Genomic DNA, 26,446 nt, shown 5'->3' on the forward strand with positions numbered 1-26,446 from the left:
CGAACAGGACCGTGAAACGACTCAGCGCCGATGATAGTGTGGATACCCATGTGAAAGTAGGTCACTGCCAGGCACCCCTTCCGAAGCCCCGCTGAATATCAGCGGGGCTTCTTCTTGGCGGCTGCGGCCTGCGGCCAATAGCCGGTCAATAGCCAATACGAAATAGCAGGCTTAAAGGCCGTCTGAATACTCATACGGCTTTCAGACGGCCTTTGGTGTGTTTGTTCAGTCTTAAAATAATCGATAGTAAATCACGTGCCGCGGTGGTGTTTTGAGCGTTGCAATGTCGGATGAGAATGAGTTTGCATGGTATCGGACATATCACGCCAAAAGGCATTGGGCTATAATACGTTTTTATTTTTCACACAGCACAATCATGAAACATATCCATATTATCGGCATTGGCGGCACGTTTATGGGCGGCGTGGCCGCTATTGCAAAAGAAGCCGGCTTTAAGGTGAGCGGTTGCGATGCCAAAATGTATCCGCCGATGAGCACCCAGCTCGAAGCGCTCGGCATTGATGTGCATGAGGGTTTTGATGTGGCGCAGTTGCAAGATTTTGCGGCTGATGTGTATGTGATTGGCAATGTGGCCAAACGGGGCATGCCGGTGGTTGAGGCGATTCTCAATCGGGGTTTGCCTTATGTTTCCGGGCCGCAATGGTTGGCGGAAAATGTGTTGCACAGCCGTTGGGTGCTGGCGGTGGCGGGCACGCACGGTAAAACCACCACGGCCAGCATGTTGGCTTGGGTGTTGGAGTATGCCGGTTTGGCGCCCGGTTTCCTAATCGGCGGGGTGCCGCAAAATTTCAGTGTGTCGGCGCGCTTGCCGCAAGCGCCTGCTCAAGATTCGGGCAGCCGTTCGCCGTTTTTCGTGATTGAAGCCGATGAATATGATACGGCTTTTTTCGATAAGCGCAGCAAATTTGTGCATTACCGCCCACGAACATGTGTGTTGAATAATCTTGAATTCGATCATGCCGATATTTTTGCGGATTTGGCCGCGATTCAAACCCAATTTCATCATTTGGTGCGCACCGTGCCGGGTGAAGGGCTGATTGTCTGCAACGGCACGGAGCCTGCCCTGCGCGAAACGCTCGATAAAGGCTGCTGGACGCCGGTGGAATTTTTTGGCAACCACGATGGCTGGCAGGTGGCCAATGTGCAGGCCGATGGGGCATTTGATGTGCGTTTACACGGTGAAAAAGTGGGGCATGTGGCTTGGGTGCTGATGGGTGAGCACAACCGGCTGAATGCTTTGGCCGCTATTGCGGCTGCCCGTCATGTGGGTGTGTCTGTTGCGGCGGCATGTGAAGCCTTGGGGGATTTTAAAAATGTGAAGCGGCGCATGGAAATCAAAGGCACGCAAAACGGCATCACGGTATATGATGATTTTGCCCACCACCCCACCGCCATTGCCACCACCGTGGCCGGCTTGCGTCAAAAAGTGGGCAAGGCACGCATCTTGGCGGTGCTGGAGCCGCGCTCAAACACGATGAAGCTGGGCAGCATGAAAGCGGCTTTACCCGAGAGCCTGCAAGCGGCGGATCAGGTGTTTTGCTATGCGGGAGAAGTGGATTGGGATGTGGCTGAAGCGCTGGCACCTTTGGGCGAGAAGTTGCATGTAGGCGGGGATTTTGAGGCTTTTGTGGCAGAAATTGTGCACGAAACGAGAACAGGCGATCATATTTTGGTGATGAGCAACGGCGGTTTTGGCGGAATACACGATAAGCTGCTGCTGGCGCTGAAACAGGGCTGATGCCGATTCAAATAAATAAATCATTGTTGTGTAATATGCAAAGGCCGTTTGAAAACCTTTCAGACGGCCTTTGCATAACTCAAGCCCGCTGCTTCTGTGCAGGTAGGCGCTTAGGTTTGAAGCGAACCCAATCTGCCTTGTTATACCAATTCTAAAAAATAACCTTACAAAATAAAAGCAGTTCGGCAGCATCATTCGCGTAGGTCGGATTCTTGAATCCGACGTTTGGCCAACGGCCAAAGCGATGTGCGTGCCTTGTTCTGCGAACAAGTGTCGGATTCGAGAATCCGACCTACAGGCTGCCTGTTTGTATATTATTTTTTCGAATGGGTATTATACCAATCCAAAAAATAACCTAACTTCGTTGTCTTGCTTTGCCGTACTCGTTGTACTGTCGCAGGCTTGCAGCCTTGTTAGCTTACTTTTTTGAATGGGTATTACTATGAAGCAATAAGCATTAAAAATGCCGTCTGAACGATTTCAGACGGCATTTTTTGTTTTCTTCAATCAGCTATTTGCCCGCCTTGGGCTTGCTCCAATTTCTGACGTGCGTTTTGCACGGCTTGCTCCAGGCCCTGAATGCGCTGCTGATAGCGGGCATAATTGCGCTCATTGCCATAGCGCACTTGTCGGCCGGCCTCTAGATTCTTTTGTGCCTGCGCCAATTCTTCCTGCGCGCGCTGCACATCGCTTTGATGGCTGCTGGCTGCGGGCGCTGCTGCAGGTGCTTCTGTGTTGCGAATGGCAGGCACAGGGGCAGCGCTGTAAATGCTGGGCGCGCCCAAGTTGGCCGGCCGGCAATGGCTGCCGCTAGGGTTTTGGGTGTAAGTGGTTTGGCCGTTTTTGCCGCTGCACTCATACACAGAAGCGGCAACAGCAGGCGCAGCGGTGCTCATTAGCAAAATGGCCCATATTTTTTTCATGGCAGGCTCGTTAATTAGGGTTTAAAAGAAGATGAAGACAATATAAGCATTTGTGCATACGTTTTCAAGCCAGCCAGAAATACCACACCGCGAATAAAACCAGCGCCACCAAAATATTGCTGGCGATAATCAGCCACCAGCCCATCCGCGCAGCCGGCCGGCTGCTTTGCGGCTTGCCGCGCCGGATATAGAAAAACGGGCTGAGCAGCACGGAGAGGGCGGACACCAGAATAATGATGGTGTAGTAGATTTTTTCAGTGCTCAAAATATTTCCATTAATAATAAAATAAAATAATAAAGGCCGTCTGAAATAATTTAAATTCAATCAATTAAAGAAGTTTAGGAAGTTTAAATAAAGGTGAGCCATAAAAATCAAACATGTATTATTTGATTTGACGCAATATCAAGCAGACTCAGCAGTGTATATTTGTAGTTAAATTTCAACGACACACACCCACAGAAAGGAATTTGAAATGGCTGCCGTTAAATCCATCACCTCTCCGATGAAATTTCTGATCCAAGCCGGCTTGCTGGCCGATTTGGGCAAACACATCAAACAATACGGCGATGCCGGCCTGATTATCTGCGACCCCTTTATCGCCGAAAAAGCCGCAGCCGATTCAAAAGCGAGCTTGGCTGAACACGGCGTGAAAGGCGTGTTTACCGTGTTTGGCGGCGAGTCGTCTGATGAAGAAATCAACCGCCAGCAAGCCGAATTCGACCAAGCCGGCTGCCGCTTTGTGGTGGGCATCGGCGGCGGTAAAACGCTCGACACCGCCAAAGCCGTAGCTTACTACAAAAACGTGCCGGTGGTGATTTTCCCCACGCTGGCTTCCACCGATGCGCCCTGCACCGCGCTGACTGTGGTTTACAATGCCGACGGCTCGTTTAACCGCTATCTTTTCCTGCCGAATAACCCCAACGCCGTGCTGGCCGACACCAAATTGCTGGCCGCCGAGCCGGCGCGCTTTTTCGCCGCCGGTGTGGGCGACGGCTTGGCCACTTATTTTGAAGCGCGCACCTGCTATGCCAGCAACGGCATCAATCTGGTGCTGATGCAGCCGAGCCTGGCCGGTTTGGGCATTGCCAAAATGTGTTATGAAACCATACGCGATTACGCGCCGCAGGCCATGAGCGCCGTGGCGGCCAAAGCGGTGACACCCGCGTTGGAACGCACCATCGAAGCCACTATTTACATGAGCGGCGTGGGTGCCGAATCCGGCGGTTTGGCGGCGGCGCACGCGATTCACAACGGCATGACCGCGGTGCACGATCTGCACGGCGCGATGCACGGCGAAAAAGTGGCTTTCGGCTTGGTTACCCAATTGGTGATGGAAGGGGTGCCGTCTGAAGAATTGGAAGAAGTGATCGGCATCATCAAAGCCGTGGGTCTGCCGCTTACCTTGGCCGATTTGGGTTTGAAAGAATTCAAAGAAGCCGAATGGCGCCAAGTGGCCGAACTTTCCTGCGCCGAGGGCGAAACCATCCACAACGAGCCTTTCAAGGTAACACCGGACATGGTTTACGATGCGATTGTGGCCGCCGATCAGCTCTTGCAGCAATATAAAGACTGAGCGCGCGATAAATAAAGCAAAGGCCGTCTGAAAGGTTTCAGACGGCCTTTGCTTTGTTCAGAAACAATCTGAGCATCATCAAGAAAAGAAAAACATTGTGCTGGCGAACACTATAGTGAAATGCAAGAAAAATTGATACGAAACTGCCGTAGGTTAGTTTGATAAACCCAGCGTTTCAGACGGCTTGTGGATTTGTTGAGTTTGCAACCCAACCTACCCCCGTATCACTTTTTTATGCATTCCACTATATATACCCGCCCGGCTTCGGCTTGCGCCCGAAGGCCGTCTGAACATTCAGACGGTCTCAAGATACCACGGCAGCAGATGGCCGAATATGATACAATCGCCGCCGATTTAAATGATTCTTTTGCAAAAGGTTTATTGAAAAATGATTTCTACCAACGGCATTACCATGCAGTTTGGCGCCAAGCCGCTGTTTGAAAATGTATCTGTGAAATTCGGCGAAGGCAACCGCTACGGCCTAATCGGCGCCAACGGCTCGGGCAAGTCGACTTTTATGAAAATCCTCGGCGGCGATTTGGAGCCCAGCGGCGGTGAAGTGGCGATTGAAAACGGCGTGCGCTTGGGCAAATTGCGTCAAGACCAATTCGCTTATGAAGACATGCGCGTGCTCGATGTGGTGATGATGGGGCATGTGGAAATGTGGGCGGCGATGACCGAGCGCGATGCGATTTATGCCAATCTCGATGCCACCGAAGACGATTATATGCGTGCGGCCGATTTGGAAGCCAAGTTCGCCGAATACGACGGCTACACCGCCGAAGCGCGCGCCGGCGAGCTTTTGAGCGGCGTGGGCATTTCCGAAGATTTGCACAATGCGCTGATGAGCGAAGTGGCGCCCGGCTTCAAGCTGCGGGTGTTGCTGGCGCAGGCTTTGTTTTCCAAGCCCGATGTGCTCTTGCTCGACGAGCCCACCAATAACTTGGACATCAACACCATCCGCTGGCTCGAAGGCGTGTTGAACCAATACGATTCCACCATGATCATCATCTCGCACGACCGCCACTTTCTCAACGAAGTGTGCACGCATATGGCCGATGTGGATTACAACAGCATCACCATTTATCCGGGCAATTATGATGACTACATGCTCGCTTCGGCGCAATCGCGCGAACGGGCGATGAAAGACAACGCCAAAGCCAAAGAACGCCTGCAAGAGCTGCAAGAATTTGTGGCGCGCTTTTCGGCCAACAAATCCAAAGCCCGCCAAGCCACCAGCCGCTTGAAACAGGCCGATAAAATCAAGTCGGAAATGGTCGAGGTGAAACCTTCTACCCGCCAAAACCCGTATATCCGCTTTGAAGCCGACGAAAAAAGCAAGCTGCACCGCCAAGCGGTGGAAGCGGCCGGCGTGGCCAAGCGCTTTGATGTGCCTTTGTTTAAAAACCTCAATTTCATGCTCGATGCCGGCGAGCGCCTGGCGATTATCGGCCCCAACGGCGCGGGCAAATCCACGCTGCTCAAATTGCTGGCCGGTGCGTTTGCCCCTGAATACAGCGAAGGCTTGGCCGCCGATGCCGGCCACATCAAATGGGCGGAAAAAGCCAATGTCGGCTACTACCCGCAAGACCATGAAAACGATTTCGATGTGGAAATGAACCTCACCGAATGGATGCGCCAATGGGGGCAGGAGGGCGACGACGAGCAAGTCATCCGCGGCACCCTCGGCCGCCTGCTTTTCGGCAGCAACGATGTGGTGAAACAGGTGCAGGTGCTCTCCGGCGGCGAAAAAGGCCGCATGCTCTACGGCAAGCTGATTTTGCTCAAGCCCAATGTGCTGGTGATGGATGAGCCCACCAACCACATGGATATGGAAAGCATCGAATCGCTCAATATGGCGCTGGAAAAATACAACGGCACGCTGATTTTCGTGTCGCACGACCGCCAGTTTGTGTCCTCGCTGGCTACCCAGATTATCGAGCTCGACGGCCAAGGCGGCTACGAGCATTATTTGGGCGATTATGAAAGCTATCTGGATAAAAAAGGCGTGTAATACACATCTCAAAAAATAATCTTACTGCGTTGACTCGCCCTGTCGTGCTATTGGCATTGCCGGCGGCTCGCCGCTTGGTTGGCTTGCTATTTTGAATGGGTATAAGCTTTTTAACAGAGCAAAGGCCGTCTGAAAAATGTTTCAGACGGCCTTTGGTTATCATCAAAAATTTGAATAACTGTTTATAAACAATAGGTTGATATTTTTACCGGGCAGCGTATTGCCCGCTTGCCTGCCTACATCGACCATTCGCTGTCGGTTAAATCGTAAATCCGCTGAATGTCGCTCAAAATGCCTTTGAAATCAATATTTAAATCTTTCAGACGGCCTGTGCGGATATCAAACACCCAGCCGTGCACGGTGGGGTATTGCTCGTGCAGATAGCGTTTTTGCACACAGGCGATTTTAATCAGATTGATGCATTGCTCCTGCACGTTTAATTCCACCAAGCGATCGTAGCGCGCCTGCTCGTCGGCAATCGCATCAAGCTCATCGCGGTGCAGGCGGTAAACATCGCGTATGGTGCGCAGCCACGGGTTGAGCAAGCCATAATCGCGCGGCTGCATGGCCGCCAAAATGCCGCCGCACTGATAATGGCCGCACACCACAATATGCTTCACCTTCAAATGCTCCACCGCATAGCGCACCACCGAAGCAGCGTTGATGTCGAGCGCATTGACCATATTGGCGATGTTGCGGTGCACAAACACTTCGCCCGGTGCCATGCCCATCATTTCTTCGGCGCTCACACGGCTGTCGGCGCAGCCGATATAAAGATAATCCGGCGTTTGCGCGGCAGAGAGCGTGTCGAAAAAATGCGGGTCGGCCTGCAATTTCTGCTCGGCCCACAGGCGGTTGTGTTCGAAAATATCTTGTTGGGTTTTATGGGCCATATTATTGTCCTGATTGAAGTGTGTGGTTGCTATATTATCGAAACGCTTACTTTAGCCCCAACAAACGCAGCGGGCAAGTGCGGGTTTTACACAAGCTTAACTTTTATGCCGACCATGCGGATGCAAACGCAACGTGTCACAAACCATACACAAAATCTGTGGATAAGCTTGTGTATAAATAGGGCTTAAGAGGAAAAAACCTTGTTGCAGCAAACGCTGTTTATCATTGCCTAAAATTCAGGCAATAAAAAAGCATATAAAAATCAATAAATTAAATTTAATCAATCAAAGGGTGAAACGCCATTAAGAAAAAGCTTAGCAAAAACAAGGCCGTCTGAAAGCTGTGTATGAAAGCGGTTGACAGTCGCCCGAAATGGCCGAATCCGCCGAGAAAAACATGTTGCTGCCGCCTTTTCGCGGTACAATCACGCATCATTTTACACACCAGAATTTACCGATTATGAAAGCCAGCCAGTTTTTTATTTCCACCTTAAAAGAAGCCCCCGCCGAAGCCACGTTGCCCAGCCATCAGCTGATGATACGCGCAGGTTTGGTGAAAGGCGTGGCTTCCGGCCTCTACACTTGGATGCCGATGGGCTTGCGCGTGTTGCGTAAAGTGGAAAACATTGTGCGCGAAGAAATGAACCGCGCAGGCGCAGTGGAATTGCTGATGCCGGTGATTCAGCCGGCTGAATTGTGGCAAGAGAGCGGGCGCTGGGAATTTTACGGCAAAGAATTGCTGCGCATCAAAGACCGTCACACCCGCGATTTCTGTATGGGCCCCACTTGCGAAGAAGTGATTACCGACATCGTGCGCAAAGAAATCACCAGCTATAAACAATTGCCGAAAAATTTCTACCACATCCAAACCAAATTCCGCGACGAAGTGCGCCCGCGTTTCGGTGTGATGCGCGCGCGCGAATTTGTGATGAAAGATGCCTATTCCTTCCACGCCGATTACGAATCATTGGTAAACGAAGGCTATCAGCCCATGTATGACGCCTATTGCCGCATTTTCGACCGCCTCGGCCTGAACTACCGCCCCGTGGCCGCCGACACCGGCAGCATCGGCGGCACCGGCTCGCACGAATTCCAAGTGCTGGCCGAGAGCGGTGAAGACGTGATTGCCTATAGCGACACTTCCGATTTCGCCGCCAACGTCGAATTGGCCGCCACCCTGCCGCTGGCAGGCGCGCGCGCTGCCGCCGCTGCCCAATTGGCCAAAGTGCACACCCCCGATGTGAAAACCATCGCCGCCTTGGTGGCATTTTTAAATATTCCGATTGAACAAACGCTCAAATCCATTGTGGTGGAAGGCGAAGAAGCAGGCGAAATCGTGCTGCTGCTCTTGCGCGGCGACCACGAATTCAACGACATCAAAGCCGAAAAACTCGCCGGCGTGAAAACCCCGCTCACCATGGCCGACCCCGCGCAAATCCGCGCCCAATTCGGCGCCAATGGCGGCTCGCTCGGCCCCGTGGGTTTCACCGGCCGCGTGTATGCCGATTTCGCCACCGAAAAAGGCGCCGATTGGGTGATTGGCGCCAATGAAGACGACCAACACTACACCGGCTTCAACTTCGGCCGCGATGCCGCCGAGCCGCAATTTGTCGATTTGCGCAACGTGATCGAAGGCGATGAGAGTCCCGATGGTGAAGGCCGTCTGAAACTCGCACGCGGTATCGAAGTGGGCCATGTGTTCCAATTGCGCACCAAATATTCCGAAGCCATGAACGCCACCGTGCTCGACAACAACGGCAAAGCCAAAGTGATGGAAATGGGCTGCTACGGCATCGGCATCACCCGCATCGTGGCCGCCGCCATCGAGCAAAACAACGACGAGCGCGGCATCATCTGGACCGACGCCATGGCACCCTTTGCCGTGGTGATTGTGCCGATGAACTATAAAAAATCCGACAGCGTGCGCGAAGCGGCCGATAAGCTTTATGCCGACCTGCTCGCCGCCGGCGCCGACGTGCTGCTCGACGACCGCGACGAGCGCGCCGGCGTGTTGCTCAACGATTCCGAGCTGCTCGGCATCCCGCACCGCATCGTCATCGGCGACCGCGCCTTGAAAGAAGGCAATGTCGAATACGCCGAACGCCGCGCGGGTGAATCGCAAAGCGTGCCCGTGGGCGAAGTGGTGGAAAAAGTGCTTGCTGCGATAAATGCGAAATAATCAAAAGGCCGTCTGAAAAGTTTTCAGACGGCCTTTTTGTGATGGGGCAAAGCCTGCTTGAATTTAGTTTGCATATAGTGAAATGCAATAATAAAGTTGCACGCAACTGCATTTTGCAACGGCGTAGGTTGGGTTGATAAACCCAACGTTTCAGACGGCTTGTGAATTGGTTGGGTTTACAACCCAACCTACCCGCCGTAGCACTTTTTTATGCATTCCATTATAGCATTTTGTATATTGCTGATTTTATTTTCGAAAAATACCGAAGGAGCTTGAAATGCCGAACGTGATGCTCGAAACCCGCCCGGTGCAGGTAAACAATATCTTCTGCATCGGCCGCAATTATGTCGACCATATTGCCGAATTGAAAAACGAAACGCCCACCGAGCCGGTGGTGTTTATGAAACCGAACAACAGCATTCTGCATCAGGGTGCGGCCATTAAATTGCCGGCTTACAGCGCCTCGGTGCATTATGAATGCGAATTGGTGTTGCTGATTGGTGAAGACGCAGACGGCATTGATGCAGAAAATCCGCTGAAAATCATTGCCGGCTACGGCGTGGGGCTGGATTTGACCGCGCGCGATGTGCAAGGCCGTCTGAAAGAAAAAGGGTTGCCGTGGACGAAGGCCAAAGGTTTTCGCGGCGCGGCTTGTGTGTCGGATTTTGTGGCGGCGGATAAATTGAGTCGGCCGCAAGATTGCGAATTCACGTTTAAAGTGAATGGCGAAATGCGCCAACACGGCCACACCTCGCACATGATTTACCCGCTGGCGGCGATTTTGCAGGAGCTGGCTGAAAGCTATGGCTTGCGCGCAGGCGATGTGGTGTTTACCGGCACGCCCGCCGGCGTGGGGCAGCTGCACAGCGGCGACAAGCTGGCGCTGGATTTGGCCGGCGTGGTGCAGGCGGCGTTTGAAGTGGTGTGATACCCATTCTAAAAAATAACCTGACAAAATAAAAGCAGTTCGGCAACATTATCCGCGTAGGTCGGATTCTTGAATCCGACGTTTGGCCAACGGCCAAAGCGATGTGCGTGCCTTGTTCTGCGAACAAGTGTCGGATTCGAGAATCCGACCTACAGGCTGTCTGTTTGTATATTATTTTTTTGAATGGGTATGAAGTGGTGATGGGCAATAAAAGGCCGTCTGAAATTGTTTTCAGACGGCCTTTTTCAGACGGCCTTACCGTTTCGCTTCGCGGCGCGCACGCACCACTTCGATTACGCCGGGCAGCACCGAAATCACGATAATGGCGGCCAGCACCAGCGCGAGGTTGTTTTTCACCAGCGGAATGTTGGCGAAAAAGTAGCCGGCATAAGAAAACAGCACCACCCACAAAATGGCGCCGATGATGTTGTAGCGGATAAAGCGGCCGTAGTGCATATTGCCCATGCCGGCCACAAAAGGCGCGAATGTGCGCACAATCGGCACAAAGCGGGCGATGATAATGGTTTTGCCGCCGTGTTTTTCATAAAAAGCGTGGGTTTTGTCGAGATAGGCGCGGCGGAAGATTTTGGAATCGGGGTTGGCAAAAAGGCGCGCGCCGAAATATTTTCCGATGGCGAAATTCACCGCGTCGCCCAAAATGGCGGCCACCAAAAGCAGCGCCACCATCAAGTGAATATTCATTTCGCCCAAGGCGGCAATGCCGCCGGCGGCAAACAAGAGTGAGTCGCCCGGCAGAAAAGGCGTGACCACCAGGCCGGTTTCGCAGAAGATGATTAAAAACAAAATGGCATAAATCCACACGCCGTATTCGGCGGAAAGAGCGGCCAGATGCTGGTCGATGTGCAGGATAAAATCGATAATGGTGCTGATCACGAATAGTCTTTCTTGATGGGAAGCGGGGATTTTAAACAGGCTGTCTGAATAAAGTCTTAAGAAGGCCCTGTTTCAGACGGCCTTCATGATTTGAAGTTCGCTATTTTAGGGGAAAAAGCATGGCGCGCCAAACGAATCAAACAAACGGCGCGGCTTGCCGCTCTGCGTGGAAACAACGTACAATTGCGCACATTGCCCAACGCAAAAAGATTGTTTGTGAACCAGCTTATTTTTGATTTCGCCCACCAGGCCTACCCCGGATTCGATAAATTTCTGGGCACAGCCAATGCCGAATTGCTGCATGTGCTGCAACAGCAACACGGGCAGTTTATTTATGTGTGGGGGCAGCAAGGCTCGGGCAAAAGCCATCTTTTGCAGGCATGGGTGGCGCAGGCTTTGCAGGCGGGGCACGAAGCCGCTTATGTGGATGCCGCGCGCATGCCGCTCACTGACAAGGCTTTCGAAGCCGATTATCTGGCCATCGATCAGGCAGAAAAACTCAATGATGACGAGCAGGCGCTGCTTTTTGCCGTGTTTAACCGCTTTCGCAACAGCGGCAAAGGTTTTTTGCTGCTCTCGGCCGATGTGCCGCCGCAGCAATTGCTTATCCGCGAAGACTTGCGCACGCGCATGGGCTATTGCCTGGTGTATGACGTGAAGCCTTTGAGCGACCAAGAAAAAACCGCCGCGCTCGCCGACATGGCCGCCGCCCGCCAGCTCACCGTCGACCCCGAAATTTTCACCTATCTGCTCAACCACTGGCGCCGCGATATGGACAGCCTCGTGCAGATGCTCGACACGCTGGACAATTATTCCATGATGATGGGCAAGCGCATCACGCTGCCCTTGCTGCGCCAGCTTTTAAAACAACAGGAAGCCGAATGACCAACCTCGCCATTTTCGATCTCGACCACACGCTGATCAACGCCGATTCCGACAACACCTGGCCGCAATACCTGATGCAAAAAGGCGTGGTCGATGCCGAATTTGTGCGCATGAAAAACGACAAATTCTATCAAGATTACCTCAACGGCTGCCTCGATATCGATGAATTTCTGCAATTCCAGCTCGCGCCGCTCACCCGCTTCAGCATGGAAGAATTGGCCGACATGCACCGCGAATTCACCCAAGCATTCATTCTGCCGCACATCAGCCCGATGGCGAAAATGCTGGTGCAGAGCCACCGCCAAACCGGCGACGAATTGCTGGTGATTTCTTCCACCAACGAATTCATCATCACACCCATCTGCCACTTGTTCGGCATTGAAAACATTATCGGCACACAGCTCGAAATCGGTGAAAACGGGCGCTACACCGGCGGCTATATCGGCACACCCAGCCTGAAAGAGGGCAAAATCACACGCCTGAACGAATGGCTGGCTGCGCGCGGCGAAACTCTGCAAAGCTACGGCAAAAGCTATTTCTACAGCGATTCGAAAAACGACTTACCGCTCTTGCGCCATGTGAGCGACCCCGTGGCGGTGAATCCCGATGAAGTGTTGCTGCAAGAAGCCACGGAAAAAGGCTGGCCGGTGTTGAATTTTATGTAAAGGCCGTCTGAAGTAGGGCTGTAACAGCGTAGATTGGGTTGATAAACCCAAGGTTTCAGACAGCAGTGAAATCAAAGAAAAACGGATGCGAAATAAGAAATCCCAAATCGCGGGTAGGGTGCTTGGCGCAGCCACGCACGCGGTTTAAACTTCTGTGTGTATGTTTGTATCCGTTTTCATTTTTTCTCCTATATTTAATTAATCAACAAGTTAGGCCGTCTGAAATGCCGCCATACAAACCCGTGATCATCACCACCACCGCCGCCGACCGCGAAGAAGCACAGCGCATCGGCGCGGCGCTGCTGGAAAAAAAGCTCGCCGCCTGCGTGCAATATGAAATCATTTGGAGCCATTATGAATGGCAGGGCGAAACGCGCATCGACGGCGAAATCCGCCTCACCATCAAATCCGCCCGCTGCCATTATGCCGCCGTAGAAAAAACCATCCGCGCCTTGCACAGCTATGAATGCCCGCAAATTCTGATGCAGCCGGTGAGTAGGGGCTTTGCTCCATATTTACGCTGGGCGAAGGCCGCTTTGGGGTTATAATACAGGCCGTCTGAAAACGCCTGTGGTGTTTTTCAAGCTTTCAGACGGCCTTCAGATGCCGTCTGAAAGCTTGATAACCATTTGAATTTTTAAAGAAAGCAAGCCATGTTCCGCACCATGCTCGGCGGCAAAATCCACCGCGCCACCGTTACCGAAGCCGATTTAAACTATGTCGGCAGCATCACCATTGATCAAGATCTGCTTGATGCGGCCGGCATTTGTGTGAACGAAAAAGTGCAAATTGTAAACAACAACAACGGCGCGCGCCTGGAAACCTACACCATTCCCGGCGAGCGCGGCAGCGGCGTGATCTGCCTCAACGGCGCGGCGGCGCGGCTGGTGCAAAAGGGCGACATCGTGATTATTATGTCGTATGTGTTGATGAGCAACGAAGAGGCAAAAAACCACGAGCCCAAAGTGGTGCTGGTAAACGAGCAAAACAAAATCCGCGGCATCATCCATTACGAGCCGCCGCACACGGTGTTGTGAGATGGCATGAAAACCATAAGGCCGTCTGAAATATTTTTTCAGACGGCCTTTTCTTGTGTGTATTCATTTCAAGCTGCATAATGGTTTTTCTCGACATCCATCCCTCAGGCCGTCTGAAACATTATGAAACTTGCCAAATTTTTAAAACAAGCCGCTTCCGTGTTAAACCGCCTCGATGCCTTGCTGCCGCCCGAAGCGGCCGAGCCGGATTGGCGGGCGCTGGCTTACCGCTGGCAGAGCGTGGGGCGGCGCGGCGTGTTGGAAAGCCTGCCCAATCCGCATACTTTTCCGCTGAATCGTTTAGCCGCAGTGGACACGCAAATGCAGCGGCTGGTGCGCAACACCGAGCAGTTTCTCGAAGGGCGGCCGGCCAATAATGTGCTGATGAGCGGCGCGCGCGGCACGGGCAAATCGTCGCTGGTGAAGGCGCTGCTGCACGAATATGCCGCGTGCGGCCTGCGCCTGATCGAAGTGGACAAAACCGATTTGGTGAGCCTGCCTTCTTTGCTCACGCTGCTGGAAAAGCGGCCGGAAAAGTTTATTGTGTTTTGCGATGATTTGTCGTTTGAGAGCGGCGAAGACACTTATAAAGCCTTGAAAACTGCGCTCGACGGCGGCCTCTCGCAGCGCTGTGACAATGTGCTGGTGTATGCCACGTCCAACCGCCGCCACCTGATGCCCGAATATATGGATGAAAACCAGGCCACCACCGGCATACGCGGCGAGGTGCAGCCCAAAGAGGCGGTGGAAGAAAAAGTGTCGCTTTCCGACCGTTTCGGCTTGTGGCTGAGCTTTTACCCGTTTGACCAAAACGATTATCTGCAAGCGGTGGAAAACTGGCTCGCCGATTTCGGCCTACCGCTGGACGACACCGCCCGCCACGCCGCGCTCAATTGGTCGTTGATGCGCGGCAGCCGCTCGGGGCGCATTGCCTGGCAGTTTGCCTGCGATTGGGCGGGGCGGCTGCCCGGGCAAAGGGTGGTGGATTAGGGGTGTTTATATAGTGGCATGCAAGAAAAAGGGATACAAAACTACGCACTATAACAGGTAGGTTGGGTTGCCAAACCCAACGTTTCAGATGGCCTGTGGGCTTGTTGGGTTTTCAACCCAACCCACCCGTTGTGTCACTTCTTCCTGCATTCCACTATATTTCATCTCGCGGCGATGTTGGCGTAAAACACGCTTGCCGTGTTGAAAATGAGAGGCCGTCTGAATATTTTTCAGACGGCCTTTGTTGATTGATTTTCAAATAATCATTTTGCATTCATCTTTTACATTGTTGCCTGCCGTAACTTGATGCAGGTCAGAAAGCCGAATCGGAAAATCCATAAAATACCATATTTAGTGGTTGGCGGCATGTTTTCATACTAGATATGGTATTTTTAGGGGCGAGTGATGCAGCAGCTCAGGTTTGATCGCGAGGAAATCGTGTGGCAGGAAGTGCCGGGGGAAGTGTCGCTGGCGTTTCTCTGCTCGGGCTGCCCGCTGCGCTGCCAAGGCTGCCACAGCAGCGGCAGCTGGAAAGCAGGGCGGGGTGCGGTGTTGAGCGAAGATTATTTGCGCAGCCGTTTGCAGCAATATCGCGGCCTGATCAGCTGCGTGCTGTTTATGGGCGGTGAATGGCATGGCGCGTTGCTTGAGGGCATGCTGCGCATTGCCCGCGAAGAAGGGCTGCACACCTGCCTCTACACCGGCCTTGAGCGCAACGAGCTGAGCGCTTCTTTGCTGCCGCACCTCACTTATCTGAAAACCGGCCGCTGGCTGCCCAAGCGCGGCGGCTTGAACAATCCGGCCACCAATCAACAATTTACCGACTTGCGCTCCGGCGCCAACCTCAATCATTTGTTTCAAGGAGAAACCCTATGATTCGGCTGCATCCCGAACAACTTCACGGCAAGCTGCGTTTTATGGACGACTATATCGCCGCTGCCAACGCGGCCGATGGCTCGAAAATGGACGCCAACGCCAATGTAACGCATAAAAATATCGCCACCATGGAAAACGAATTGATGAAGGATTTTCTGGTGCAGGTCAACCGCGCGCAAGTGAGCCGAAAAATCAGCGAGCTTTTCGGCGCAGAATGGGCGCAGGAATACATCCGCCAGATTGAGGCGCACGAAATTTATGTGCACGATGAAACCAGCCTCAAGCCTTATTGCGTGTCGGTAACGCTTTATCCTTTCCTGCGCGACGGGCTAGCCAAGCTTGGCGGCGAATCGCAAGCGCCCAAACATCTGGCTTCTTTTTGCGGCTCGTTTGTCAATTTGGTGTTTGCCATCAGCGCCCAATTTGCCGGCGCGGTGGCCACGGTGGAATTTCTCACTTATTTCGATTATTTCGCCCGCCGCGATTATGGCGATGATTATCTAAGCACCCACGCGCACGAAGTGGCCAACCATTTGCAGCATGTGGTGTACAGCATCAACCAGCCCGCCGCCGCGCGCGGCTATCAGAGCGTGTTTTGGAATATTTCGCTTTATGACGCGCATTATTTCGAGGCCATGTTCGGCGATTTTGTGTTTCCCGATTTCACCAAACCCGAGTGGCAAAGCGTGGCGCGGCTGCAAAATTATTTTCTCAAATGGTTTAATCAAGAGCGCAGCAAATCGGTGCTCACTTTTCCGGTGGTTACCGCCGCCATGCTCACCGACAAGGGCGAATGCAAGGATAAACAGTTTGCCGACGAAATGGCGCAAGAATTGGCCGAGGGCAATTCGTTTTTCGTTTATCTTTCCGACAATCCCGATTCGCTTGCCTCTTGCTGTCGCTTGCGCAACCAAATCGACGACCGCACTTTTTCCTACACCTTGGGCGCAGGCGGCGTGGCCACCGGCTCGATTAATGTGATCACGCTCAATATGAACCGGCTCGAGCAAGACGGGCGCGACTTGGCAACAGAAGTGGGCAAAGTCCACCGCTATCAATATGCCTATCGCAAGCTGATGGAAGAATATCAGGCCGCCGGCATGTTGCCGGTTTACGATGCCGGCTTTATCACGCTCGACAAACAGTTTCTCACCATCGGCATCAACGGCATGGCCGAAGCGGCCGAAGCCTGCGGTATTGCTGTGGGCTACAATCCCGAATACATCGAATTTGTGCAAGGCCGTCTGAAAACCATTTTCGAAGCCAACAAAGCCGCCTCGAAACAATACGGCGTGCGTTTCAACACCGAATTTGTACCGGCAGAAAACCTCGGCGCGAAAAACGCCCAATGGGACAAAGCCGACGGCTATAAAGTGGCGCGCGATTGCTATAATTCGTATTTTTATGTGGTGGAAGACGATAAAACCAACGCGCTCGATAAATTTCTGCTGCATGGGCGCGAGCTCACCGAATGGCTCGACGGCGGCTCGGCGCTGCACTTGAATTTGGACGAAGCCTTAAGCCGAAGCGGCTACCGCTCGCTGCTTAACATCGCCGCCCGCACCGGCTGCAATTATTTCTGCGTGAACGTGAAAATCACCATCTGCAACGAATGCGGCCACATCGACAAACGCACCCGAGAAGCGTGCAGCGCCTGCGGCAGCCGCGATATCGATTACGGCACCCGCGTGATCGGCTATCTCAAGCGCGTGTCTGCCTTCAGCAGCCCCCGCCGCAAAGAGCACGCATTGCGGCATTACCACCGGCATGCGGCATAGCAGCGTAGGTACGATTAGCGCAGCGTAATCGTACGCATGGATACGCACGAGTTTCGGACTTGTCGGAATAGGGTACATTCTGCTTGATTCGCATGCGTACGGTTACGGCCTGCGGCCTAACCGTACCTACGGGTTTGGCGAGTGCACGGCCAGTGCGTAGGTACGATTAGCGCAGCGTAATCGTACGCATGAGTGCGAACGCGCTTCGGACTTGTCGGAATAGGGCACATTCTGCTTGATTCGCATGCGTACGGTTACGGCCTGCGGCCTAACCGTACCTACGGGTTTGGCGGGGGTGATTGAAAAAGGCCGTCTGAAAACGTTTCAGACGGCCTTTGATTCAGCTGCGGCTCAATTGCGTTTAGGGTCGTTGGGGCGCAATTGCACCGCCAGTTTGTCGAGTATGCCGTTTACAAATTTGTGGCCGTCGGTGCCGCCGAAGGTTTTGGTCACTTCAATGGCTTCGTTGATGATCACCGGATAAGGGGTTTCGGGCATAGCGGCCAATTCGTGGCAGGCCATCAGCAGCACGGCGCGCTCGATGGGGCTCAAATCGTTTTCATCGCGGTCGAGCAGCGGGCGGATTTGTTGCATGTAATCGCGCTGGTTGGCGTGGGCGCCAAAGAAAATGGCGGTAAACAAAGGCTCGTCGGCTTTGGCAAAATCGCTGCTTTCGCGGATGTTTTGCGTCACTTCGGCGGCGCTGCTTTGGTTGAGCGCGGCTTGGTAAAGTGCCTGCACGGCAAATTCGCGGGCGCGGCGGCGGGCGGTTTTCATAAGGGCTTCCTTGCAATAGCGTTCAGACGGCCTGTTGGCAAAATGCTTGCGCCAACAGGCCGTCTGAACAAAAAATTAATCGTCGGCACCGATTAAGGTGTTGATCAGGTTGGCGCATTCCACCGCCACCACGGCGGCATCGCGGGCTTTTTCTTCGATGCGCACATGCGCTTGCTCATCGTTTTCGGTGGTGAGCACGGCGTTGGCAATCGGGATGTTGAAATCCAGCCCCACGCGGGTGATGGCGGCGCCCGATTCGTTGGCCACCAGCTCGAAATGATAAGTTTCGCCGCGAATCACGGCGCCGATGGCCACTAAGGCATCGTAGCGGCCCGAGGCGGCCATGTTTTGCAGCACCAGCGCCACTTCCAGCGCGCCGGGCACGGTGGCGATGGTGATGTGTTTGGTTTTCACGCCCATTTCTTGCAGCTTGTCGGTGCACACTTGCAGCATGGCGCTGCCGATTTCGTTGCTGAAACGTGCTTGCACAATGCCGATGCGCAGGCCTTTGCCGTTGAGGTTGGGGAGCAGGGTTTTCATGGCATTCTCTCTATTTTAATTAAGGTGGGTTTTGGGCTATTCAAGCCGGCGGCCGTGCATAATGATGGCGGCGGGAAAATCAGTCTTTCGGCTGCCAGTCGGCCACGGCTTGAAATTCGCCTTGTTCGTTTGATTCCCAAGCGCTGCCTTCGGGTTGATTGATGAATTCGTTTACCGCCGGGTTGCTTTGGGTGATGTCGCTGATGCTGTAAACGGTGAAATTATCGGGGTTGTCGCAATATTCGTCGGTTTCGTCGCCGCTGAAAAAGCGCCAGCCGCTGTCGTTTTCAAACACCGGCGCTTCGCGATACATAAAGCCCACCGGCGCGCCTTCTTCGCTCACGGCTTTGGTGGCGATGCAGCGGCCCAGCGCGGTGGAAAGGGCGGAGGCAAATTTATTCATAATGTTTTTTCAGACGGCCTGATGATTGTAAAAGTGGATTTTACACGATTCGGCGGCGTTTCGCACGGTTGGGATGGGGTGCGGCGGGTGCATGACATGCGCTGTTGATCACAGAGGCCGTCTGATACCAATTCAAAAAAAGTAAGCTAACAAGGCGGCGAGCCGAAGACAGTACACCTAGTACGGCTAGGCGAGCCAACGAAGTTAGGTTATTTTTTTTGGATTGGTATGAAAAGTTTCAGACGGCCTCTGTGTGAGGGATGCTGTTGATTCTAAATGTAGGGCTGTTTAAGCATGTTTGCTTTTGAGCGAGCCCAGATAAATGGCAAACAGCGTGAGCGCGGCGCCGCCCCATTGCAGGCCGTTGATGGGCTTGTGCAGCCAGAAATAATCAATCAAAAGCGCGGCCACCGGCTCGCTCAAGAGCAAAAGGCCGGTGAGGGTGAGCGGCAACAGCGGCACAGCATAGGCAATCATGCCCCAGGCCAGGCATTGCATCACGGCGCCGTAAATCAGAATCAGGCCGACATCGTGCCAATTGGTGGGATAAAGATTGCTGCTGTTGAAAAGCAGCGAGGGCAGCACCAGCGCGGCCATGCCGCCCAGGCTCACCAACAGCATCATCGGAAACAGCGGCGTTTTTTCGATTTTATGGGTTTCGCGGATGAAAATCATCGAGAGCGCCAGCATCGCGCCCGAGGTGATGCCGCTCACAAAGCCCCACACGGCCGCGCTGTTGTGGCTAAGCTCGGGGCTGCCGATGAGCGCCACACCGCTGATGGCGATCACGAGGCTCAATAATTGCAACGGCGTTTGGCGCTCGCCGAAAAAGAAAAAGCCGATGGCAGAGAGAAAAAAGATTTGCAGGCTGTTGAGCAGGGTGGAAATGCCCGGACCCACGGCATAAATGCTTTCGTGCCACAGCGCCAAATCAAAGCCGAGAAACACGCCGGAAATCAGCGCCATTTTGACGGCTTTTTTGTTTTTGGGCAGGCGCTGGCCGAAAAAACGCGCCAGCAGCCAGAAAATTATTCCGGCCACGGCCAAACGCCAAAAAGCGATGGCATAAGCGCCCACGGGCACGAATTTCACAATCAGGCTGCCCAGCCCGAATACTACGCAGCCCACCACCAGGCTGGCGGCGGCGTTGCGGTGGGAGGGCGCGGCGGTGGGTAACATATAATCGGCTCGTTCAAGGTTTTCAGACGGCCTGTATCATAACAGGCCGTCTGAAATAATGAAAATGAAAACAAGTTGTGGGTGGGATGTTTATGTCCGGCATTTGGCCGATAGGCTGAAGTTTGGCGGGCATCGCGGGAAAGCTTGCTCTTCGAGCAAGTGTCGGATTCGAGAATCCGACCTACGCCATGCTCATTCAAACCAAGGCCGTCTGAAAGCAAAGTTTCAGACGGCCTTGTGTCGACAATCAAAAAAAGCTTAATCGAAATTCAACACCGCCGAGGTATACACCTCTTGCACATCGTCGAGATCTTCCAGAGCATCGATCAGCTTTTGCATTTTTTCCGCTTCTTCGCCGCTCAATTCGGTTTCGTTTTGCGCGCGCATGGTCACGTCGCCGTCTTCCGATTTGAAGCCGGCCGTTTCGAGCGCGGCTTTCACTTCGGCCCAGTTGCCCGGTGTGGTGATCACTTCAAACGAGCCGTCGTCGTGGGCGGCCACATCTTCGGCACCGGCTTCGAGCGCGGCTTCCATCAGCGTGTCTTCATCGAGGCCGGGGGCAAACAATAAATAGCCTTGGTGCACGAAATTAAACGCCACGCAGCCATCGGTGCCGAGGTTGCCGCCGTTTTTGGTGAAGGCATGGCGCACATCGGCCACGGTGCGGGTTTTGTTGTCGGTAAGGCAGTCAACCATCAGCGCAGCGCCGCCGATGCCGTAGCCCTCGTAGCGCAATTCGATGTAGTCGGCGCCCTCGAGGTTGCCGGTGCCTTTGTCGATGGCGCGCTGCACGTTGTCTTTGGGCATATTGGCATCCCAAGCTTTGTCCATCGCTAGGCGCAGGCGCGGGTTGGATGCGGGGTCGCCGCCGCCCATGCGGGCAGCCACGGTGATTTCTTTGATCAAACGGGTGAAGATTTTGCCGCGTTTGGCATCTTGTCGGGCTTTTTTGTGCTGGATATTCGCCCATTTGCTATGGCCGGCCATGTGTATTCCTTGCTGTATCCGCGTGGCGGAATGAGGGTTTGAAACGGGCGTATTTTAGCATAAAAAACGGTGCGGTATTTTGGTAGTAAAGTTTCATGATTAAGCCTTTTTGGCTGAGGCCGTCTGAAAGCCTGTTGGCCGGATTTGATGCAGCGCAAAACGATATTTTGATTTTTCCATGTAAAATCACGGCTGTTTGATGATTATTGGCGGCATTTTATTGGCGAACCAATGAAAATCAATTTGAAATATTGTTTCATAAAGCACGCGGGAGCGAGGGATGACAGAAGAACTACTCAATAGCTGGGTGAGCGCGGTAAACCATATTTTGTGGGATTATCTGCTGATTTACGGCTTGATCGGCATCGGGCTGTTTTTCACGCTTTATCTGGGCGTGCCGCAGATTACGCGCTTTGGCGAGGGCATGAAGCAGGTGTTTGGTGGCTTGTTTCAAAAACGCGGCCAAGGCGGTAAAGACCAAAAATCGCTGTCGTCGTTTCAGGCGCTGGCGGTGGCGATTTCGGCGCAAATCGGCACGGGCAACGTGGCCGGCGTGGCCACGGCCATCACCGCGGGCGGGCCGGGCGCGATTTTCTGGATGTGGCTCTCGGCGATTTTGGGCATGTCGACCATTTTTTCCGAAGCGGTGTTGGCGCAGAAATACCGCGTGGTGAGCCACGGCAAATATATCGGCGGCCCCGCTTTTTACATCACCCACGGCCTCACGCCCAAGCTCGGCTACCGGCCGGCGCGGCTCTTGGCAGGCGTGTTTTCGGTGGCGCTGATTTTGGCGCTGGGCTTTATCGGCAATGCCACTCAATCCAATTCCATCACTTCGGCGGTGACGGTGGCGTTTGACTTGCCGCCTTTAGCGGTGGGACTGGTGATTGCGGCGCTGGCGGCGGCGATTATTGTGGGCGGCATCGAGCGCATTGCCAAATTTGCCCAATTTGTGGTGCCGTTTATGGCGCTGGTTTACATGATTTGCGCGCTGGTGATTTTGGTGCAGTTTTCTGCGCATATCGTGCCGGTGATGCGTCAGATTGTGGTGGCGGCTTTCGACCCGGCGGCGCTGGGCGGCGGCCTGGCCGGCATTTCGGTGCGCGAAGCCATCCGCTTCGGCGTGGCGCGCGGGCTCTTTTCCAATGAAGCGGGCATGGGCTCCACCCCGCATGCGCACGCCACTGCGCAAGTGGCGCACCCGGTGCAGCAAGGCATAGTGGCTTTTATCGGCGTGTTTATCGACACGCTGTTGGTGTGCACCGCCACTGCGCTGATTATTTTGCTCACCGATGCCAATCTGCTCGGCCTCAAAGGCGCGGCGGTCACGCAAGAGGCGTTTCACATTGCTTTCGGCCATTGGGGGCAGAAGCTCTTGGCCGTGTGCCTGACTTTTTTTGCGTTTACCACCATTATCGGCTGGTATTATTTCGGCGAATCGAATATCCGCTATCTCTTCAAACACCGCGGCTTGGGCACTTACCGCACGCTGGTGTTGTGTGCCATTGTGCTTGGCGCTTTGGGTAAGGTGGATGTGGTGTGGAATATGTCGGATATGTTTAACGGCTTTATGGTGATGCCCAACCTGCTGGCGCTTTTCCTGCTGCGCAAAGAAGTGCGCGCGGCTTATCAAGATTATTTGGGGCGGAAAAAATCGGGGCAGCCGATGAGCTATCCGTATGAGCAGCATTTGTAGATTGGCTTGACATACAAGGCCGTCTGAAACTTTTTTCAGACGGCCTTGTTGTTTTATCATTTGGTATAAAGGCACTAAAAACATGCTGTTCTTCAGGGCGCAAATGCTTTTATGATGCCGTCTGAACGCACAACCCGCATTTGTGCCCCAACCATAAAATCAAAGAGAGAAACCATGCGTATTGAAAATAAAATGTACCGCAGCCTCGGCCGCTTGAATAAATTGCCCGCTTCTTGGCGCGAAGCCGTGCAAACCCGCCTGATGGGCCGCTTTGTGCCTTTTTTGGGCACGGCCGGCCTGCGCTTTGAACACATCAGCCGCGAGCAGGTGCGCGTGAGCGTGCGCAACCGGCGCGCGGTGCAAAACCACATCGGCGGCGTGCACGCCTGCGCCATGGCGTTGTTGGCCGAAACCGCCACCGGCTTTGCCACACAGATGAACACGCCCGACGATAAGCTGATTTTGCTCAAATCGATGAATGCCCAATATGTGAAACGCGCCGAGGGCAATATGTATGCCGTGGCGCACATCAGCGAAGAGATGGCGGCACGCCTGCAAAACGAAGAGCGCGGCAATATGATTGTGCCTTGCGAAGTGGGCGACGAGAGCGGCGAAGCGCCGGTGCTGGTGGAAATGGTGTGGGCGTGGGTGTTGAAAAAGCGCGATTAAAGTGCCTGCGGCGTGGTTGTAGACAAAGATGTTTTTGAATCTGAATGCATCAACGAAGGCCGTCTGAAACGTTTCAGACGGCCTTCGGTTTATGCTGCAAATGATTGCAGCGGCGTAGGTCGGATTCTCGAATCCGACACTTGTTCGCAGAACAAGCTTTTCCCTTGTGCCCGCTAAATTTCAGCCTATCGGCCAAAGCAAAAATTCAAGGCCGTCTGAAACATTCATCTTTCAGACGGCCTCTTTGCGGATAACGGCACACTTACAGCAAACCCAACTTCTTCAATAAAGCATCGCTGCCGGCGCGCACGAGCGTGTAGGTTTCATCGAAATCGCCGCTATACCAAGGGTCGGGCACTTCGTTGTAGCCCGAATCGGGCAGCAAGTCGGAGAGCTTGAAAATTTTGTGCGCTTGGCGGCCGAAAAGGCGTTCGAGCTCGGTGAGGTTGTCGTCGTCCATCACAATCAGAAAATTGTAAGCATCGATATCTTGGCGGCGGATTTTGCTGCTGCTAAAGCCTGTGGCGGCAATGCCGTGTTGCTGCAAGGTGCGGCGTGTGCCCTGATGCATGTTTTCGCCATCGTGCCAGCCCGAAGTGCCGCAGCTTTGCACATGAATGCGGTGCGCCACGCCGGCTTCGGCAGCGCGGTGGCGCAACACATATTCGGCCATGGGCGAGCGGCAGATGTTGCCCAGGCACACAAATAAAACAGCGTGGTTTTTCATCAGTGGTGCTCGGCAAATAAAGGGTTGTGGCCGGGCAGGTTGAGTGCCTGCGCATAAGTGGGCAATTCGGTGCGTTCGGGCAGCGCATCGTGCAGCAGGCGGATGTGTTCCACTTGGCATTCCACCATCAAATCCAGAAAATCTTGTTGCACGGTTTCGATGCGCTCCACCGGCGAGAGCGGCCAGGCAAACACTTGCTCGGCCACTTCAAAAGCGCCATCGGTGGCGTTGAAGCCAAACAGCAGCGTGCCGCCTTGCTGCGCAGCCATCACCACGCCCACGCGCGGGCTTTGCAGGCGGATGGCTCGGATGGCGTTGGTGGCAAACACGTCCAGTGCCATGCGTTGGCGCATATGGCTGCCCTCGGTGAGCGCGGCCAGCGGCGTGGCGGGCTGAAGCGGGTTGGCAAATAAGGTCAGGCCGCTTTGCGTGAGCGCCTGCTGCCACACCTGCATCAGCGGCAGTGCGGCCTCTTTCAAAGGCAGCAAAGCGGCTTGAAGCGCTTTGCTGCCATAGCCCAACGCAAACACCACCTGCACCGACTGGCCTTCGGGAAAGGCCAAATCGGCTTGCGGCAGCGTGGCGGCAAAAGCTGCGGCGGCTTCGCGGCTTTGCTTGGCGGCAAACCATTGGCCGGCGTTTACCGCCGCCAAATCTTGCGCGTGCACAAGCTTGGGCAGCCAATCGGCCTGTGCGAGCGGGCGCAAGGCCGGATAATCGGCCAAGCAGGCGGCCAGCTCGAGCGCGGGCGCATCGGCTGAGCGGCTTTGCGCCTGTTTGCAGCCGGCCACCAGCACCACCGGCAGCGCAAACCATTGCACTTCTTCATCGGTTTTGGCCTGCAAAGCGCCATCGAGGCTGTTGAATAAAGCCTGATAAGCAGCGGTGTCGGGCGCCATGCTCATGGCCACCGACAAACCCAGATAATGGTTTTGCTGCAACATGGTGTAGATGCCGGCCGCCAGCGATTCCTGCGCCAGCTTGCGTTGTGCGATGCTGCTGCTTTGCGCAATCTGGCCGGCATAAAGCAGCAATTCGTTTTTTACGGGATCGGTGGGATAGGGGCGGGTGTCGGGCAGGGTGTAGCAGTTGGTCATGATGGGCAGCCGGCGGGTTGAAGTGCTGCGATTATATAGCGAAAGCGGTGTGCGGTTCTATAGGGCTTTATGGCGGGTGGAAGGCGCGGATTTTTTCTGTGTAAAGGCGCTTGCAGGCAGATGAAAGTTTTGTTACGGTAGAGCCGTATTCACATAAAGAAGGAGCGTTGATGGATATATTGATTGCATTTTTGCCGTTCAGTATTGCATTGGCTGCCTGTGGCTTGTTGAAGCCTGTGATGTACAAACCATCAAACACATCTGCGCAAACGGCGTATCCGTCGATTTAAACCCGCAGGCAGTTACTTGGTGCAAATAGATGATGCCGGCAGCGGCCGCTTAAACAGCAGGTCTCGGCAACCGAACGCCACTCGCGGCGCACACCAAGTAAACATCTTTTTTGCAATAAACCGTTTTCCGATAAGCCGCACGGCACGGAAACTTGGCTGAAACACGGTGATGATGCGCCAAACACTGACAACAGTGATTTTCTGCAACAAGCGTTATCATGAAGTTAAAGTCAAACATTGTTCTCTCACCCAACGCCTTGTTTTGAAACAAGGCGTTTTTCATGCTTGCATTGAAAGGCCGTCTGAAACCTTTTTCAGACGGCCTTTGTTTGGTTTTCGTGCTGTTTGCTTACATTTTTCTTTAATCGTTAATCCTGCCAAGTGTGGGTGGTTGAGTTGCACGCTACGTCGGGCGTCGGGCTTTGATTCGCGCGTAGCAACTGTGTTTTCAACTCGTCAGTCAAAAACACCAAACACTGAAAATCAAGCGCAGGAGAGGCCGTCTGAATGGAGATAATTGCGTACGCTTCCATTCAGAATACTCAGCAATTTGCGCTGCAACTGCGTTTCCAACTCGTCAGTCAAAAACACTAAACACTTAAAATCAAGCGTGAGCGAGGCGCTCTGATTGGAGGTAATCGCGCACTCTCGCATTCAGAATTCGCAGCAATTTGTGCATACACGCA

Annotated in this window: 25 protein-coding genes; 14 read left to right on the forward strand and 11 right to left on the reverse strand. The window is 53.8% G+C overall.

Annotated features, from left to right (window positions below):
- Positions 1-376 precede the first annotated feature (376 nt).
- Complete coding sequence (gene mpl / locus EV680_RS09985; protein ID WP_132954595.1) at positions 377-1,759, forward strand: UDP-N-acetylmuramate:L-alanyl-gamma-D-glutamyl-meso-diaminopimelate ligase; 1,383 nt, start codon at positions 377-379, stop codon at positions 1,757-1,759.
- Positions 1,760-2,262: 503 nt separating this feature from the next.
- On the opposite strand, the gene EV680_RS09990 is transcribed toward mpl, so the two are convergent.
- Both EV680_RS09990 and EV680_RS09995 read right to left on the reverse strand, forming a co-directional pair.
- Positions 2,263-2,682 carry a DUF4124 domain-containing protein gene (locus EV680_RS09990; protein WP_132954596.1) on the reverse strand — a complete coding sequence of 140 codons (420 nt, stop codon included), beginning with the start codon at positions 2,680-2,682 and terminating at the stop codon, positions 2,263-2,265.
- A gap of 64 nt (positions 2,683-2,746) precedes the next feature.
- Positions 2,747-2,947, reverse strand: a complete 201-nt coding sequence (locus EV680_RS09995) for a hypothetical protein (protein WP_132954597.1) — start codon at positions 2,945-2,947, stop codon at positions 2,747-2,749.
- Positions 2,948-3,155: 208 nt separating this feature from the next.
- Between EV680_RS09995 and EV680_RS10000 the strand changes: the two genes are divergently transcribed.
- Together EV680_RS10000 and EV680_RS10005 are read left to right on the forward strand one after the other, a co-directional pair.
- Positions 3,156-4,256 carry a glycerol dehydrogenase gene (locus tag EV680_RS10000; protein ID WP_132954598.1) on the forward strand — a complete coding sequence of 367 codons (1,101 nt, stop codon included), beginning with the start codon at positions 3,156-3,158 and terminating at the stop codon, positions 4,254-4,256.
- A 388-nt stretch (positions 4,257-4,644) separates the two neighbouring features.
- Positions 4,645-6,270: an ABC-F family ATPase gene (locus EV680_RS10005; RefSeq protein ID WP_132954599.1), complete on the forward strand. Its 1,626-nt coding sequence runs from the start codon at positions 4,645-4,647 to the stop codon at positions 6,268-6,270.
- Between the two features lie 236 nt (positions 6,271-6,506).
- Here the strand turns inward: EV680_RS10005 and EV680_RS10010 are convergent, their stop codons facing one another.
- Positions 6,507-7,163, reverse strand: coding sequence for a carbonic anhydrase (locus tag EV680_RS10010; RefSeq protein ID WP_132954600.1), 657 nt, complete (start codon positions 7,161-7,163; stop codon positions 6,507-6,509).
- A 460-nt stretch (positions 7,164-7,623) separates the two neighbouring features.
- Between EV680_RS10010 and EV680_RS10015 the strand changes: the two genes are divergently transcribed.
- Positions 7,624-9,342: a proline--tRNA ligase gene (locus EV680_RS10015; protein WP_132954601.1), complete on the forward strand. Its 1,719-nt coding sequence runs from the start codon at positions 7,624-7,626 to the stop codon at positions 9,340-9,342.
- A gap of 277 nt (positions 9,343-9,619) precedes the next feature.
- Positions 9,620-10,270 (forward strand): fumarylacetoacetate hydrolase family protein, encoded by a 651-nt coding sequence (locus tag EV680_RS10020; RefSeq protein ID WP_132954602.1) that lies wholly within the window; start codon positions 9,620-9,622, stop codon positions 10,268-10,270.
- A 255-nt stretch (positions 10,271-10,525) separates the two neighbouring features.
- Here EV680_RS10020 and EV680_RS10025 read toward each other — a convergent pair whose 3' ends face one another.
- Positions 10,526-11,164 carry a DedA family protein gene (locus tag EV680_RS10025; RefSeq protein ID WP_132954603.1) on the reverse strand — a complete coding sequence of 213 codons (639 nt, stop codon included), beginning with the start codon at positions 11,162-11,164 and terminating at the stop codon, positions 10,526-10,528.
- Positions 11,165-11,380: 216 nt separating this feature from the next.
- Between EV680_RS10025 and hda the strand changes: the two genes are divergently transcribed.
- The 7 genes from hda (at position 11,381) to nrdD (ending at position 17,395) form a co-directional block, all read left to right on the forward strand.
- The gene (gene hda / locus EV680_RS10030; RefSeq protein WP_132954604.1) at positions 11,381-12,049 is read left to right on the forward strand and encodes a DnaA regulatory inactivator Hda; all 669 of its coding nucleotides are present in this window, start codon (positions 11,381-11,383) and stop codon (positions 12,047-12,049) included.
- Entirely contained in the window at positions 12,046-12,714 is a 669-nt protein-coding gene (locus EV680_RS10035) for a histidinol-phosphatase (RefSeq protein WP_132954605.1), read from the forward strand. The genes hda and EV680_RS10035 overlap by 4 nt, the downstream gene beginning before the upstream one ends.
- A gap of 224 nt (positions 12,715-12,938) precedes the next feature.
- Positions 12,939-13,262, forward strand: coding sequence for a divalent-cation tolerance protein CutA (gene cutA / locus EV680_RS10040; protein WP_132954606.1), 324 nt, complete (start codon positions 12,939-12,941; stop codon positions 13,260-13,262).
- 105 nt (positions 13,263-13,367) lie between these two features.
- Positions 13,368-13,751, forward strand: coding sequence for an aspartate 1-decarboxylase (panD, locus tag EV680_RS10045; RefSeq protein ID WP_132954607.1), 384 nt, complete (start codon positions 13,368-13,370; stop codon positions 13,749-13,751).
- A 123-nt stretch (positions 13,752-13,874) separates the two neighbouring features.
- The gene (locus tag EV680_RS10050) at positions 13,875-14,741 is read left to right on the forward strand and encodes an ATP-binding protein (RefSeq protein WP_132954608.1); all 867 of its coding nucleotides are present in this window, start codon (positions 13,875-13,877) and stop codon (positions 14,739-14,741) included.
- Between the two features lie 405 nt (positions 14,742-15,146).
- Positions 15,147-15,617 carry an anaerobic ribonucleoside-triphosphate reductase activating protein gene (gene nrdG / locus EV680_RS10055; protein WP_132954609.1) on the forward strand — a complete coding sequence of 157 codons (471 nt, stop codon included), beginning with the start codon at positions 15,147-15,149 and terminating at the stop codon, positions 15,615-15,617.
- Positions 15,614-17,395: an anaerobic ribonucleoside-triphosphate reductase gene (gene nrdD, locus EV680_RS10060; protein ID WP_132954610.1), complete on the forward strand. Its 1,782-nt coding sequence runs from the start codon at positions 15,614-15,616 to the stop codon at positions 17,393-17,395. Before nrdG ends, nrdD begins: the two co-directional genes overlap by 4 nt.
- Positions 17,396-17,746: 351 nt before the next feature.
- Here nrdD and nusB read toward each other — a convergent pair whose 3' ends face one another.
- The 5 genes from nusB to EV680_RS10085 form a co-directional block, all read right to left on the reverse strand.
- Complete coding sequence (gene nusB / locus EV680_RS10065; RefSeq protein ID WP_132954611.1) at positions 17,747-18,172, reverse strand: transcription antitermination factor NusB; 426 nt, start codon at positions 18,170-18,172, stop codon at positions 17,747-17,749.
- Between the two features lie 75 nt (positions 18,173-18,247).
- Positions 18,248-18,712, reverse strand: coding sequence for a 6,7-dimethyl-8-ribityllumazine synthase (gene ribH / locus EV680_RS10070; RefSeq protein ID WP_132954612.1), 465 nt, complete (start codon positions 18,710-18,712; stop codon positions 18,248-18,250).
- Positions 18,713-18,791: 79 nt separating this feature from the next.
- Complete coding sequence (locus tag EV680_RS10075) at positions 18,792-19,115, reverse strand: DUF2185 domain-containing protein (protein ID WP_132954613.1); 324 nt, start codon at positions 19,113-19,115, stop codon at positions 18,792-18,794.
- Positions 19,116-19,403: 288 nt separating this feature from the next.
- Entirely contained in the window at positions 19,404-20,294 is an 891-nt protein-coding gene (locus EV680_RS10080; protein WP_132954614.1) for a DMT family transporter, read from the reverse strand.
- Between the two features lie 258 nt (positions 20,295-20,552).
- Positions 20,553-21,281, reverse strand: a complete 729-nt coding sequence (locus tag EV680_RS10085) for a YebC/PmpR family DNA-binding transcriptional regulator (protein WP_132954615.1) — start codon at positions 21,279-21,281, stop codon at positions 20,553-20,555.
- A gap of 280 nt (positions 21,282-21,561) precedes the next feature.
- Here EV680_RS10085 and EV680_RS10090 point away from each other — a divergent pair, with 280 nt between their 5' ends.
- Complete coding sequence (locus EV680_RS10090) at positions 21,562-22,977, forward strand: alanine/glycine:cation symporter family protein (protein WP_132954616.1); 1,416 nt, start codon at positions 21,562-21,564, stop codon at positions 22,975-22,977.
- Positions 22,978-23,151: 174 nt separating this feature from the next.
- On the forward strand, positions 23,152-23,646 hold the full coding sequence (locus EV680_RS10095) for a DUF4442 domain-containing protein (RefSeq protein ID WP_207894334.1): 495 nt from the start codon (positions 23,152-23,154) through the stop codon (positions 23,644-23,646).
- Between the two features lie 262 nt (positions 23,647-23,908).
- On the opposite strand, the gene EV680_RS10100 is transcribed toward EV680_RS10095, so the two are convergent.
- Positions 23,909-24,373, reverse strand: a complete 465-nt coding sequence (locus EV680_RS10100; RefSeq protein WP_132954617.1) for a low molecular weight protein-tyrosine-phosphatase — start codon at positions 24,371-24,373, stop codon at positions 23,909-23,911.
- Entirely contained in the window at positions 24,373-25,470 is a 1,098-nt protein-coding gene (locus tag EV680_RS10105) for a conjugal transfer protein (RefSeq protein ID WP_132954618.1), read from the reverse strand. The genes EV680_RS10100 and EV680_RS10105 overlap by 1 nt, the downstream gene beginning before the upstream one ends.
- Positions 25,471-26,446: the final 976 nt, after the last annotated feature.

This window comes from Uruburuella suis (genome assembly GCF_004341385.1).
Lineage (GTDB): Bacteria > Pseudomonadota > Gammaproteobacteria > Burkholderiales > Neisseriaceae > Neisseria > Neisseria suis.